At 65.9% G+C, this 13,461-nt stretch carries 12 protein-coding genes and 1 pseudogene; 5 read left to right on the top strand and 8 right to left on the bottom strand.

Annotated features, from left to right (window positions below):
* Window positions 1–15 precede the first annotated feature (15 nt).
* Entirely contained in the window at window positions 16–1,344 is a 1,329-nt protein-coding gene (locus FBY28_RS11590) for an acetyl-CoA hydrolase/transferase family protein (protein WP_141866859.1), read from the top strand.
* Between the two features lie 35 nt (window positions 1,345–1,379).
* Here the strand turns inward: FBY28_RS11590 and FBY28_RS11585 are convergent, their stop codons facing one another.
* The 6 genes and pseudogenes from FBY28_RS11585 to FBY28_RS11565 all read right to left on the bottom strand — a co-directional run bounded on the left by FBY28_RS11585 (window position 1,380) and on the right by FBY28_RS11565 (window position 7,013).
* Window positions 1,380–2,135, bottom strand: coding sequence for an amino acid ABC transporter ATP-binding protein (locus FBY28_RS11585; RefSeq protein ID WP_141866857.1), 756 nt, complete (start codon window positions 2,133–2,135; stop codon window positions 1,380–1,382).
* Window positions 2,132–2,779 (bottom strand): amino acid ABC transporter permease, encoded by a 648-nt coding sequence (locus FBY28_RS26200; protein WP_286178495.1) that lies wholly within the window; start codon window positions 2,777–2,779, stop codon window positions 2,132–2,134. The genes FBY28_RS11585 and FBY28_RS26200 overlap by 4 nt, the downstream gene beginning before the upstream one ends.
* Window positions 2,780–2,869: 90 nt before the next feature.
* Window positions 2,870–4,213 (bottom strand): annotated as a pseudogene (locus FBY28_RS26195) (transporter substrate-binding domain-containing protein); the annotation flags it as partial.
* A gap of 164 nt (window positions 4,214–4,377) precedes the next feature.
* The gene (gene gluQRS, locus FBY28_RS11575; RefSeq protein ID WP_524912044.1) at window positions 4,378–5,253 is read right to left on the bottom strand and encodes a tRNA glutamyl-Q(34) synthetase GluQRS; all 876 of its coding nucleotides are present in this window, start codon (window positions 5,251–5,253) and stop codon (window positions 4,378–4,380) included.
* Window positions 5,241–5,882: an MBL fold metallo-hydrolase gene (locus FBY28_RS11570; protein ID WP_141866851.1), complete on the bottom strand. Its 642-nt coding sequence runs from the start codon at window positions 5,880–5,882 to the stop codon at window positions 5,241–5,243. The genes gluQRS and FBY28_RS11570 overlap by 13 nt, the downstream gene beginning before the upstream one ends.
* A gap of 66 nt (window positions 5,883–5,948) precedes the next feature.
* The gene (locus tag FBY28_RS11565; protein WP_141866849.1) at window positions 5,949–7,013 is read right to left on the bottom strand and encodes an ATP-dependent DNA ligase; all 1,065 of its coding nucleotides are present in this window, start codon (window positions 7,011–7,013) and stop codon (window positions 5,949–5,951) included.
* A 233-nt stretch (window positions 7,014–7,246) separates the two neighbouring features.
* On the opposite strand from FBY28_RS11565, the gene FBY28_RS11560 reads away from it, so the two are divergent.
* Window positions 7,247–8,566, top strand: a complete 1,320-nt coding sequence (locus FBY28_RS11560) for an HNH endonuclease signature motif containing protein (RefSeq protein WP_141866847.1) — start codon at window positions 7,247–7,249, stop codon at window positions 8,564–8,566.
* A gap of 76 nt (window positions 8,567–8,642) precedes the next feature.
* Here the strand turns inward: FBY28_RS11560 and FBY28_RS11555 are convergent, their stop codons facing one another.
* A complete protein-coding gene (locus tag FBY28_RS11555) occupies window positions 8,643–9,701 on the bottom strand; it encodes a threonine aldolase family protein (protein WP_286178494.1) in 1,059 nt (352 codons plus the stop codon).
* A 64-nt stretch (window positions 9,702–9,765) separates the two neighbouring features.
* On the opposite strand from FBY28_RS11555, the gene FBY28_RS11550 reads away from it, so the two are divergent.
* The 3 genes from FBY28_RS11550 to ligD all read left to right on the top strand — a co-directional run bounded on the left by FBY28_RS11550 (window position 9,766) and on the right by ligD (window position 13,099).
* Complete coding sequence (locus FBY28_RS11550) at window positions 9,766–10,920, top strand: acyl-CoA dehydrogenase family protein (protein WP_141866843.1); 1,155 nt, start codon at window positions 9,766–9,768, stop codon at window positions 10,918–10,920.
* 74 nt (window positions 10,921–10,994) lie between these two features.
* Window positions 10,995–12,047: an ATP-dependent DNA ligase gene (locus FBY28_RS11545; RefSeq protein ID WP_174241823.1), complete on the top strand. Its 1,053-nt coding sequence runs from the start codon at window positions 10,995–10,997 to the stop codon at window positions 12,045–12,047.
* Window positions 12,044–13,099: a non-homologous end-joining DNA ligase gene (gene ligD / locus FBY28_RS11540; protein WP_141866841.1), complete on the top strand. Its 1,056-nt coding sequence runs from the start codon at window positions 12,044–12,046 to the stop codon at window positions 13,097–13,099. The genes FBY28_RS11545 and ligD overlap by 4 nt, the downstream gene beginning before the upstream one ends.
* On the opposite strand, the gene FBY28_RS11535 is transcribed toward ligD, so the two are convergent.
* Entirely contained in the window at window positions 13,096–13,359 is a 264-nt protein-coding gene (locus tag FBY28_RS11535) for a hypothetical protein (protein WP_141866839.1), read from the bottom strand. The two genes, ligD and FBY28_RS11535, sit on opposite strands and share 4 nt — an antisense overlap.
* Between the last annotated feature and the right edge of the window lie 102 nt (window positions 13,360–13,461).

The following is a 13,461-nucleotide window of genomic DNA, read 5'->3' as shown; positions in this document are numbered from 1 at the left end:
ACGTAGCGTCGGGGCATGCCAGAAGAGCTCACCGCCGAGCAGGCCGCCGCGCGGCTGAAGTCCGCCGACACCCTCGGCATTCCGCTGGGGCCCGGTCAACCGCCGACCTTCCTGCAGGCATTGGGTGAACGCCAGGACTGGACCGATCTGCGGGTATACGGCGCGCTGCTCGCGGTGCTGACCGAGCTGTTCTCCCGGGACGGGGTGCACTATCTGTCCGGATTCTTCGGCCCGCTGGAGCGCGCGTTGCGGGACAGCGGCGCCTCGGTGGAGTTCGCGCCCGCCGACTTCCGGCGCTTCGGCCCGCTGTTGCAACGGCAATCGCCGCGCGTGATGACGACCGTCTGCGCACCGCCGGACTCCGACGGCTGGTGCTCGCTGTCTCTGCACGCCGGCGGGACCGTGGGCGAATTGCACCGCGCCGGAGCCGATCCCGATCGGTTGCTGATCGTCGAGGTCTCGTCGAAATTCCCGCGGACCTTCGGTCTCGGGGACGATCGGCACGCGCTGCACATCGACGAGATCGACATCTTGATCATCTCCGACGCCGAACCCATGGCCCTGCCCGGCGGCGACGCCGCACCCACCGACGTGGACCGGGCGATCGCCGAGCACGCGGTCTCCTACATGCCGTCCGGGGTGACGCTGCAGACCGGGATCGGCGGCATACCCAACCAGATCGCGACCCTGCTTGCCGAGGGTGACGGCGGCGAGTACGGCCTGCACAGTGAGATGTTCACCGACGGCTGTATGAAACTGCACCGCGCCGGCAAGATCGTCAACACCCGAAAGGGCCAGTACGACGGGGTGAGCGTGACGACATTCGCCTTCGGATCGCCGGAACTCTACGCCTGGCTCGACGACAACCGCGATATCGCATTCCTGCCCGTCGAGGTCGTCAACTCACCGGAGGTGATCGCGCAGAACAACCGGATGGTCACCATCAACGGCGCCCTGTCCATCGACATCCAGGGCCAGGTGGTCGCCGACACCATCAACGGCACCCAGTTCAGCGGGATCGGCGGCGCCGAGGACTTCGTGGCCGGTGCCGGGCTGGAACTTTCGGACCGCTCGCTGATCTGCCTTCCCGCCACCTACGAGAAGGACGGTCGCCTGCAATCGCGGATAGTGCCGTGGTTCGGGGCGGGCGCGGTCATCACCACGCCGCGCCACCATGTCGACGTCATCGTCACCGAATACGGCACCGCAGAGTTGGAGGGACTGACGGTCCGGGAACGTGGCGAGGCGCTGGCGGCGATCGCGCACCCGGACTTCCGAGAGGATCTGCTGCGGGCCGCCGAACGCGCGACGGGTGGACGCTCACCGGTGATCAGGTTCGTCTGAGGCCGTTGCTCGCCTACGGTCGCCGACGGCGTGGGCTAGAGCGGATTGAGGATCCGGTTGAGGAACTGGCGGGTGCGTTCCTCCTTCGGGTCGCCGATCACCGCGGCGGGCGGCCCCTGCTCGAGGATGATGCCCTGGTCGGTGAACAGCACCTGATCGGAAACCTGTTTGGCGAACTGGATTTCGTGGGTCACGATCACCAGCGTCCAGCCGTGGTCGGCCAGGTCCTTGATCACCGAGAGCACCTCGCCGACCAGCTCGGGATCGAGCGCCGAGGTCGGCTCGTCGAACAGCACGACCTTCGGTTTGAGCGCCAGTGCGCGCGCGATCCCGACGCGCTGTTGTTGGCCACCGGAGAGCTGGAACGGGTATTGGTCGGCCTTGGCCGCCAGTCCGACCTGCTCCAACAGGGTGACGGCCTCGGCGACGACCTCATCCTTCGGCCGCTTCTGCACGATCACCGGCCCCTCGATCACGTTCTGTAGGACCGTCTTGTGCGGAAAGAGATTGTGTCCTTGGAAGACGAAGCCGCTGCGTGACTGGAAACGGCGTACCTCGGGTTTCGGTGTCGGCGTGGAGAAGTCGATCTCGACGTCGTCGACGCGGATCACCCCGGCATCGGCCCGGTCGAGGGCGTTCAGCGTCCGCAACAACGTGGTCTTGCCCGAGCCGGACGGCCCGATGATCGCGGTGGCCGTGCCGGTGGCCACCTTGAAGGACACCCCGCGCAGCACCTTGTTGTCACCGAATGCCTTTTCGACACCGGTCGCCTCGATGGTGTACTCGGTCATCGCGCCACATACCTTTCCAGTCGATGCTCCACCCGGGCCTGGCCGAAGGACAACACGAGGCAGATCACCCAGTAGTAGATGGCCGCGGTGCCGTAGAGCGCGAAGAACTCGAACGTCGGCGCCGCCACGATCTGGGCCTGCCGCAGCAGTTCGGTGACCAGGATGGTCGAGGCCAGCGATGTGTCCTTCACCAGCGAGATCAGCGTGTTCGACAGCGGCGGTACCGCAACCCGGGCGGCCTGGGGCAGGATGATCCGCCGCAGCGCACCCGCGTAGTGGTAGCCGATGGTTTCGGCAGCCTCCCATTGGCCCTTCGGCACACTGAGGATGGCCGAGCGGATGATCTCGGCCGCATAGCCGCCGACATTGAGGCTGAAGGCGATCACCGCCGCCGGGAACGGGTCGATCTTCACCCCGAATTCGGGCAGCGCGTAGAACACGATGAACAGCTGCACCAGCAGCGGAGTGCCACGGATGATCGAGATGTAGAAACGGGCGATGTTGCTCAGCAACACATTCGACGACAATCGCGCCAGTGCGACGCCCAGCGCGATCACCAGGCCGATCGCGAAACTGATGATGGTCAGCGGGATCGTCATGGTCAGTGCGGCCTTGGCCAATGGCCACAGATTGTCGCCGATCAGCTCCCATGCCGAACGGACCTGGGGTGCAGGTTGATCGGTGGCCTGTTGTGTTGCTTGCGGACTGCCGGTCGCGTCTGCCTTGAGGTAGCGCTGGGAGATCTCGGTGAGTGTCCCATCGGCGCGCAACTCGTCGAGCGCTCCGTTGAGTTCGGGCAGTAGTCCGCTGTTCTTACGTGCGGCGAAGCCTTGGTCGCTGGTTTCACCGGTCTGTGCGGCGATCTTCACCGAGGTGTCACCGGTTTCGGCAAGATAGGCGTAGACGGCCACGCTGTCGTTGACCGTGGCATCAACCCGGCCCTGGTTGAGCAGGGTGATGGCCTGTGTGAAACCTTCCACCGCCTGCACGTCGGCCCCGGCATCGCGGGCCACTTGCGCCCAGTTACTGGTGATCGACTGGGCGGTGCTCTTGCCCCGCAGGTCGGCCAACGAGTTGATGGAATCGTCGTCGGCCCTGGTGACGATCACCCCCTCGCCGACCGTGTAGGGCTGGGAGAGATCGTATTTGGCCTGTCGTTCGGGGTTGATGGTCACCTGGTTGGCCACCACATCGAATCGGTCTGCCTCCAGCGCGGCGAAGATCGAGTCCCACGGCGTCTCGACGAATTCGACCGGTACACCCAGCTTCTCACCGACGGCTCGGGCGACATCCACGTCGTAGCCGGTCAGTTGGTTGGTCGCCGGGTCGTGATAGCTGAACGGGGCGTACGTTCCTTCGGTGCCGACGCGCAGCACACCGGCGTCCCGGATGGGGGTGGACGCCGGTGCTCCCGTGGCATCGGCCTTGAGATAGCGCTGGGAGATCTCGGTCAGCGTGCCGTCGGCTCGCAGTTCGCTGAGTGCGCGATCCAACTCGGGCAGATAACCACTGTCCTTGCGGGCGGCGAATCCCTGCTCGCTCTTCTCGCCGACGGTGCCGGCGATCTTGACGCTCTTGTCGCCGGTCTCGGCGAGGTAGGCGTAGACGGCGATGCTGTCGTTGATGACGACGTCCACTCTGCCCTGGTTCAGCAGAGTGATGGCCTGGGTGAATCCCTCCACGGACTCGACGTTCGCCCCGGCGTCGCGGGCCACTTGGGACCAGTTGCTGGTGGCGTTCTCGGCGGCGGTCTTGCCGCGGACATCGGCCAGGGTCGTGATGGTGTTGTCGTCTGCCCTGGTGACGATCACGCCCTCGCCGACGGTGTAGGGCTGGGAGAGGTCGTACTTGGCCTGTCGTTCGGGGTTGATGGTGACCTGGTTGGCGACGATGTCGAAGCGGTTGGCCTCCAGCGCGGCGAAGATCGAGTCCCAGGGTGTCTCGACGAATTCGACCGGCACGCCCAGCTTTTCACCAACGGCCTTGGCGACGTCGACGTCATAGCCGACGAGTTCGCCGGTCTTGGGGTCGTGGTAGCTGAACGGTGAGTACACGCCCTCGGTGCCGACCCGCAGCACACCCGCCGACTTGATCGGGTCATCGCCGGCATCACCGGAGGAGCCGCAGCTGACGGCACCGGCCAGGACGAGCGCACCGAGGAGAACGGCGAGCAGGACCCGCCGGAGGTTTCCGAACACGGCCGGACGGTAGCAACGCTCTCCCGTCGGGTACAGGGTTTCGCTCACATCGGGCGGTATACCCACGGTGTGCGGGATAACCGCGCTGGATCGAATTCGGTGAGCATCTCGGAGACGGTGCGGCCGCGATAGCCCAGCGAATCGGCGATGAGGGTCAGCGCTCGGTCGACGCCGAGTTCGGACAGTGTCACGGCACCGTCGCGCTTGGCGAGCCGTTTGCCTTCGGTGTTGAGCACCAGCGGCACATGGGCGTATTGCAGCGGTGGGTAGCCGAGCAGGTTCGCCAGATATGCCTGTCGCGGTGAGGAGGACAGCAGATCGTCTCCGCGCACCACCTGATCGATACCGCCTGCGGCATCGTCGACGACTACCGCCAGGTTGTAGGCGGTCACGCCGTCCCCGCGGCGCAGCACGAAATCGTCCACCACTCCGGTGAACTCACCGTGCAACACGTCGGTGACGGTGAACGGGGCGTTGTCGCTGCGTAGGCGCAGCGCCGGCGGGCGATCGTGGTCGGGTGGACTCACGCGATCACGGCATGTTCCCGGGTAGGCCCCCTCGGGTGCGTGCGGGGCGCGTGGCGCAGCCAGAATGTCTTTTCTGCTGCAATAGCATTCGTAGACGAGTCCGCGTCGGCGCAGATTGTCGAGCACGGTGTCATAGCGGTCGGCGTGCGCGGTCTGGAACTCAGCCGGTTCGTCGGCGGTGACGCCGATGGCCGCCAGATCGGCGAGCTGGCGGGTTGCCACCTCGGGGAATGTCCGATCGTCGAGATCCTCGACCCTGATCAGGAACCTTCGCCCCGTACTGCGGGCGAACAGCCACGCCAACACCGCGGTGCGCAGGTTGCCGATGTGCAGGTCAGCCGACGGGCTCGGCGCGAACCGGCCCGCGCCGGGTGGGCGGGTCACGCCAGCAATGTAACGCCTGTCCGGGCCTGTTCCACACACGCCGCCCACCGCCTGCCCGGCACCTGCACCGCCGAGTCGGCGGCAAAAGCACTCGAGATCACCAGATCGGGCTGCTCGTTGGAAAGCAATCGCAGGCTGTCCCGCAGTGTCTTCGCGTCGCTGAAGCCGGGGAAGTAGCCTGCGGTCCAAGAACCGTCGGCCCCGAGGAAGATGGTGTCGCCGGTGAACAGATAGCTCTGCCCGTTGGCGCCGGGCACCAGATAACAGGTGCTGCCCGGGGTGTGGCCGGGGGTCGGGATCACCTCGATCCCGTTGTCGTCGACATGGCGGTCGGACAGCGCGATGTCGATGGTGGCGTGCCTGCCGATATCGGCGTGCTCCACGGTCGGGGCATGCAGGACGGCGCCGAAGCGGGACTTGATCCGGGCCAGCTGTGGGCCCGCCTCGTCCCGGTGGGACAGGTACTGGTGGGCAATGCCGCCGAGTGCGGAGATCTCATCGAAGTCCGCTTCGGTCGCGGTGCTGTAGAACAGCACGTTGCCGGTTGCGGCTCCGGTCCACAGATAGGCGTGCGTGGTCAGTCCGGGGAACGGGTTGTCGACCCGGGTTTCCCATAGGTCGCTGCGGATCTGGCGCATGATGGATTCTCCTGGTGATTCATCGTGTGGATGGGCACCAGCCTGCAACCTGAACGATGGTTGAGGTCAACCCAATCCTGGCACGATGTCCGCGAGGCGGAAGCGTGTCGGAACCTCGAGTTGCTCGAAGGTGCACGACCGCGGATCACGGTCCGGGCGCCACCTAACGAACTGGGCAGTGTGGCGAAAGCGCTTCCCCTCCATGTGGTCGTACTTTGCCTCGACCACCCGCTCGGGTCGCAACGGGGTGAATGACAGGCTCTTGTCCGGGTTCCAGCGCGAATTCGCGGTACGGCGGACTGTCGGCTCGACCGGGACATGCGCCGCCCAATTCCACGGGTGCTCTTCGAAAGTGGTCACCAGTGGCTGCAACTCCTGGAACAACTCGCGGCGGCGCGCCATGGTGAACGCCCCGATGACTCCGACCGAGGCCAGCGAACCATCTTCGTCGTAGAGGCCGAGCATCAGCGAACCGATGGCGTCATCGCCCGACTTGTGCAATCGATATCCGGCCACCACGCAGTCCGCCGTGCGAGCGTGCTTGACCTTGAACATGACTCGCTTGTCGGGTTGGTAGACGCCGTCGAGCGGCTTGGCGATCAACCCGTCCAACCCGGCGCCCTCGAAGTCGGTGAACCAGCGAGCCGCGGTGCCTTCATCGGTGGTCGCCGGGGTGAGATGGAAGGTGGGTCCGCGATCGGTCAGCGCCGCGGTCAGTGCCGATCGTCGCCTGCTGAAGGCCTGCCCGGTCAGGTCATCGTCACCGAGCGCGAGCAGGTCGAAGGCGATGAACGCTGCCGGGGTCTCGGTAGCCAGCTTGGTCACCCGCGACGCCGCGGGATGCAGCCGCAACTGTAGCGCCTCGAAATCGAGCCCCGCGTCGCCGGCGATGACGATCTCACCGTCGACCACGCACCGCGGCGGCAACTCTGCGCGGGCCGCGGCGACGAGTTCGGGGAAGTAGCGCGTCAGCGGCCGCTCGTTGCGGCTACCCAGCTCCACCTCGTCGCCGTCGCGGAACAGGATGGACCGGAAGCCGTCCCATTTCGGTTCATATGATGCACCGGGCGGTATCTCCCGCACGGGTTTGGCCAGCATCGGCGACACCGGTGGCATGACGGGAAGTCTCATCGTCGTCGACGATAGACCTCGTGGTGGATACCACTTGCCTGACAGCCACATTCGGCGTAATGTCGAACATAAGTTCGAATGCGTCGCGGCTCTCGATCCTCGGATCTGGTGAGCCGCAGACCGCGACTCCGGTCGCCGCGGGGTTCGACGGTCCCTGTCCGGGGGATCGTGCGGGCTGTGCTTGTGGGGTGGTGCCCCTTGGTGGGTGCTGTGGGGGGAAGTCGGTATCCGTTATGGACGCCAGCTGTCTTGATGCGTTTGTCGACGCGTTGATCGATGATCTTGTTCCGGTGTCATCGGAGGGTGATGTGGGGCCGGTTTTGGGTCGGTTGGTGGATTGTCCGCGGCCGGTGGTCGATGACGAGGCGTTGTGGGGTGTGTTGGCTGCCGCGGTGTCGGCGCGGAATCTGTTGGACTTTGTGATCGCCTCGGCGGTGGTGGCGGCCGAGCGGGCCGGTGTGCCGGGGCGGCGGCACCTGCGCACCGGGGCTGATCTGCTCAAGTTGTTGGGGATGTCCCCGGGTGCGGCGGCCCGGGCGGTACGGGTGGGGCGGATGGCACCTGTGCTGCCTGCATTGGTTTCGGCGCAGCGGTTGGGTGGGATCGGTATCGAGTTCGCCGACGCGGTCGGCAAAGGTGTCACCCATATCGACGCGCGGACGCCGTTGTCGGACGACGATCGGGCGGCGGTGGTGCGTTCGTTGATGGTGCAGACCTCCCCGGCGGAGGTGGCGGCCAAAGCCCGGACGATCGGCATCGACCGAGTCGCCGCGCTGCCGGTCGAGCAGCGGGCGGTGCCGGTCGCCGAAGACACCACGCTCAATGAGATGACGTTGGTGCAGAACGCCGAGGGCCGGTTCGAGGCCACCCTGGATCTGGACGTGACGACTGGGGAAGTGCTGTGTGCGGCGTTGGATCCGTTGTGCCGACCGGTCCCGCTACCCGACGGCTCCCCAGACCCCCGGCCGATCAACACCCGCCGAGCAGACGCGATCGGGCAGGTGCTGCGCACCTATTTGTCGCAGTCGAGGCGTCCGATGTCCGGTGGCGTACTCCCGCACGTCACCCTGATCCGACCGGTGGCCCCGGGCGTGAGTGGGGAGGTGGTGGATCGGTTGGGGTTCGGTGGACCGGTCAGCAGGGTGACCGCGGAGCTGATTGCCTGTGATGCGACGTTGACGTCGGTGATCGTAGACCACTCGGAGGTGCCGTTGGATGTCGGGCGCGCGGAAAAGCTGTTCACCCCGGCGATCCGTAAAGCGCTGGCCGTCCGCGATGGTGGGTGTGCCCATCCCGGGTGTGGGCGGCCGGTGTCGTGGTGCGATGCCCACCACATCCAACCCTGGAGTGCCGGGGGTGCAACGAGTGTGGACAACGGGGTGCTGCTGTGCCGGTTGCACCACAGCTTGATCCATCACGGTGGCTGGCAGGTCTACCTCGGCCGCGATCGGCACCCCTGGTTCATCCCACCCCACACACCAGAAGAACCCGCGCCGGAGCCACTGCGCTCTCACGCCCGCCGCACCATGACCGACCTACCCACCGCCGCATAACCCCAAGGCACCCCAAAGAACCAGCGCACCTTGACAACTGAACAGAGAAAGCCGCGTCCTGGCCGGTGGACCCTGGCTAGCCCCGCTGCAACTCCGCACGGATGATGTCGACAAAGTTGTCGACATCTTCGGTGGTGGTGTCCCAAGCGGTCATCCAGCGCACCTCGCCGCGGGCCCGGTCCCAGTCGTAGAAACGCACCCGGTCGCGAATGCGGTCGGCGGCGTCGTTCGGGATCGAGGCGAAGATTGCGTTGGCCTCGGTGGTCTGGGTGAAGGTGAGTCCGGGAGGCGGGTCGGCCTCCAGGGCGGTCCGCAGTCGGGCTGCCATCGCATTGGCATGCCGGGCGCTGCGCAGGCCCAAATCGTCGTCGAACAGGCTCAGTAGCTGTGCCGAGGCGAATCGCATCTTGCTCGACAGCTGCATCGTCAGCTTGCGCAGGTACACCAACCCCGAGACGCGGTCGGGGTCCAGCACCACCACTGCCTCGGCGGCCAACAGCCCGTTCTTGGTGCCGCCCAGACTGACCACGTCGACGCCGGCATCGGTGGTGAACTCCCGGAACGGGACGTCGAGGGCGGCGGCGGCATTCCACAGCCGCGCCCCGTCCGCATGCACCGACATCCCGTGGGAGTGGGCGAAATCGGCGATGGCGCGCACCTCGTCCGGGATGTACAGCGTGCCCATCTCGGTGGACTGGGTGATGCTGACGGCCAGGGGCTGGGCCCGGTGCTCGTCGCCCCAGCCGTAGGCCTCCCGGGCGATCAGGTCGGGGGTCAACTTACCGTCCGTGGTGGGCACCGTCAGAAGCTTGTGGCCCATCACCCGTTCCGGGGCGCCGCCCTCGTCGGTGTTGATATGGGCGGTATGTGCGGTGATCACGGCACCCCAGCGCGGCAGCAGGCCGGTCAGCGCCACCACATTGGCGCCGGTTCCGTTGAACACAGGGAAGGTCTCGGCTGCTGCACCGAAGTGGGCGCGGATGACCTCCTGGAGCCGGGCGGTGTAGGCGTCCTGGCCGTAGGCGATCTCGTGTCCGCCGTTGGCCGCGGTGATCGCGGCGACGACCTCAGGATGCACGCCCGCATAGTTGTCGCTGGCGAAACCGCGCCGACCGGGATCGTGAAGTGTGGTGATGGGCACGGGGTCCATCCTCCCAGCGGTCGCGGCCGGCCCGCCGCGTAGCCGATACATTGCTTCCATGGTGCTCGCGGCCGAAGAAGAGGCGATCGTCGAAACCGTCCGAGAGTTCGTCGACAAGCAGGTCAGGCCGGTGGTTCGTGAACTAGAGCACGCCAACGCCTACCCCGAGGACCTCATCGAGACGATGAAGGAGATCGGGATCTTCGGGCTTGCCATCCCGGAGCCCTACGGGTTCGGCGCGGTGTCCATGCCCTGCTATGTGCGGGTCGCCGAGGAACTGGCGCGGGGCTGGATGAGCCTGGCCGGTGCGATGGGCGGCCACACCGTGGTGTCCAAACTGATTCTCCTGTTCGGCACCGAGGATCAGAAGCAGCTGTATCTGCCCCGAATGGCCACCGGTGAGTTGCGGGCCACGATGGCGCTCACCGAGCCCGGTGGCGGCTCGGACCTGCAAGCCATGCGCACGGTGGCCCGACGCGACGGCGAGGACTATCTGATCAACGGATCCAAGACCTGGATCTCGAATGCGCGGCGCTCGGATCTGATCGCGCTGCTGTGCAAGACGGATCCGGATGCCGACCCGGCGCACAGGGGCGTGTCCATCCTGCTGGTGGAGAAGGTGCCGGGATTCACGATCTCCAAAGACCTACCCAAGCTCGGCTACAAGGGTGTCGAGGCGTGCGAGCTGAATTTCGCCGATGCGCGCGTTCCCTGCACCGCGCTGTTGGGCTCGGATGAAGGTGAGGGCTTCGCACAGATGATGAAAGGCCTTGAGGTGGGCCGACTTCAGGTGGCGGCACGCGCGACCGGTGTCGCACGGGCGGCTTTCGACGATGCCCTGCGCTACGCGCAGGACCGGGAGAGCTTCGGTAAACCGATCTGGGAGCATCAGGCCGTCGGCAACATGCTCGCCGAGATGGGGACCAAGCTGGCCGCGGCGCGGGCGCTGTTGCTGTCGGCGGCAGAGAAATTCGACTCGGGACAACGGGTCGATATGGAGGCCGGCATGGCGAAGCTGTTCTGCTCGGAGGCTGCCATGCAGATCGCTCTGGACGCTGTGCGAATACACGGTGGTTACGGGTACTCGACCGAATACGACGTGGAGCGCTATCTGCGGGATGCCCCGTTGATGATCGTGGGGGAGGGCACCAACGAGATCCAGAAGGGTGTCATCGCAAAGCAACTTGTCAGGCGCGGTGGACTGAGCATGTGAGCCGGATCGATCACGACGTGTTGTTCTGATCGGTGCTGCGATGAGATTGCCGGGGTACCCGGGTCTAGGTGAACATGAATGTTGTGGATCTACCGGTCATGCCGCCGCTGGAGCCGATGCTGGCGAAGGCTCAGACCACGGTGCCCGCCGACCCGGGTACATGGTCGTATGAGCCCAAGTGGGACGGTTTCCGAGCGCTGGTCTTCCGTGACGGTGATTCCGTGGTGCTGCTGTCGCGCAGCGGCAAGGACCTCGGCCGGTATTTCCCGGAGGTCGTCGAGGCCGTGCGTGCGGAGATCACCCCGCGGTGCGTGCTCGACGGTGAGATCGTGGTGCCCCGCGACATCGCAGGACTGACCCGGCTGGATTGGGAGTCGCTCAGCCAGCGCATCCATCCCGCCGAGAGCCGCATCACCAAGCTGTCGAAGGAGACCCCGGCCCATTTCATCGGCTTCGATGCGCTCGCCCTCGGCGATAGATCACTGATGAACGAATCGTTCCGGGTGCGTCGGGAAGCGCTGATCGACGCGGTCGACAAGCGGGACTGGTGCCACGTCACCCGCACCACCGAGGATGCCGGACTCGGGGCACAGTGGTTGCGGGAGTTCGAGGGTGCCGGTTTGGATGGGGTGATCGCCAAAAGGCTTGAGGGGTCTTATCTGCCGGGGAAACGGGAGATGGTGAAGGTCAAGCATCATCGCGACGCTGACTGCGTGGCCATCGGATACCGCATCCACAAGAGCGGTGAAGGAATCGGATCCATCCTGCTGGGTCTCTATCGCGATGACGGGGACCTCCAAATGGTCGGTGGGGCCGCGTCGTTCACCGCCAAGGCGCGGTTGTCGTTGTTGGCCGACCTCGAGCCGCTGCGCATCGGTGACGACGTCCGCGATGGTGAACCGAGCAGATGGAACTCGGCGGCCGACAAGCGCTGGATCCCGGTGCGCCCGGAAAAGGTGTGCGAGGTGGCCTACGACCAGATGGAGGGCAATACCGGCGACCGGCGATTCCGGCATGCCGTGAAGTTCGTGCGCTGGCGCCCTGACCGCGAGCCGTCCAGCTGTACCTTCGACCAGCTCGACGTCCCGATGAACTACGACCTGCGCGACGTATTGGAGACCCGATGATGGCACGTCCGGCGACAGAACTCGACGTCGATGGAGTCGCGGTTCGGCTCACCAATCCCGACAAGATCTACTTTCCTGCGCTGGGCGCCGAGGGTGCGAAGGGCAAGGTCGTCGACTACTACCTGGCAGTCGCCGAGCCGATGGTGGCTCTGCTGCGCGACCGTCCGGTGCACCTGCAACGGTTTCCCGACGGTATCGACGGTGAGGAGATCTACCAGAAACGGGTGCCGCAGAAACACCCTGACTATCTCCAGACGTGCACGGTCACCTTTCCCTCCGGGCGAACGGCGGACGCGTTGAAGATCACCCACCCGTCGGCGATCGCGTGGGCGGCCCAGATGGGGACCATCACCATGCACCCGTGGCAGGTGCGGTGTCCCGACACCGAGCACCCCGACGAATTGCGCGTCGATCTGGACCCTCAGCCCGGTACCGGTTTCGCGCAGGCCCGCGAGATCGCCGTGGACGTGCTCAAACCGGTGCTGGACTCGCTGGGACTGGTCGGATACCCCAAAACGTCCGGTGGTCGCGGTGTGCACGTGTTCGTGCGCATCCGACCGGACTGGGACTTCATCGCGGTGCGCCGGGCAGGCATAGCGCTGGCCCGCGAGGTCGAACGCCGCGCCCCCGACGCGGTGACCACGAGTTGGTGGAAGGAGGAACGTGGTGAGCGGTTGTTCATCGACTACAACCAGAACGCCAGGGATCGGACCTTCGCGTCGGCATACTCGTTGCGCAAAACGCCGATCGCGACGGTGTCGATGCCGCTGAGTTGGGACGATCTGGCCGACGCCGATCCCGACGACTACACGATCGCGACCGTGCCCGACATCGTTGCCCGGCGCGAAGATCCGTGGGCCGGTATCGACGACACCGCGCATTCGCTGGAGGGGTTGTTGGAGATGGCCTCCGCTGACGAACAGGAGCGGGGCCTCGGCGACTTGCCCTACCCGCCCAGCTACCCGAAGATGCCGGGCGAACCGCCGCGTGTGCAGCCGAGCAAGAAGGTCGCCGAGCATTGGGATGCCGACGGGAACCGCATCACCGACTAGCGGAGCGGGACGACTCCGGCGCCGACGAGTTCTTGGGTCTCGGGCTTCAGGTGCGAGGCGGCGCTGGAGGCGACCGCGACCGAGCTGAACTCGGCCGCACCGAGCAAGAGCAGGGGCCACATGGTGCCCGCCACGGCGCTGAGGAGCAGCCCGTGCGGAACGGGATTGGCGGGGTCGTTGAGTCGCCGGCTGGCCATGAAGATGATGGCGGTACTGATCACCCATCCGATCATGTACGCGACGACTGCCGTTTCGACCACGGTGTCTCCCCTCTCACCGGCGAAGCGGATCGTGCCGACCGCAATCCTGACCGGCGATGTTCAGCTAAATGTAACCCTCGCCTGATCTTGGCGGAAGCCCTG

Source organism: Arthrobacter sp. SLBN-53 (genome assembly GCF_006715585.1).
Lineage (GTDB): Bacteria > Actinomycetota > Actinomycetes > Mycobacteriales > Mycobacteriaceae > Mycobacterium > Mycobacterium neoaurum_A.
This window is presented reverse-complemented; position numbering and strand designations above follow the sequence as displayed.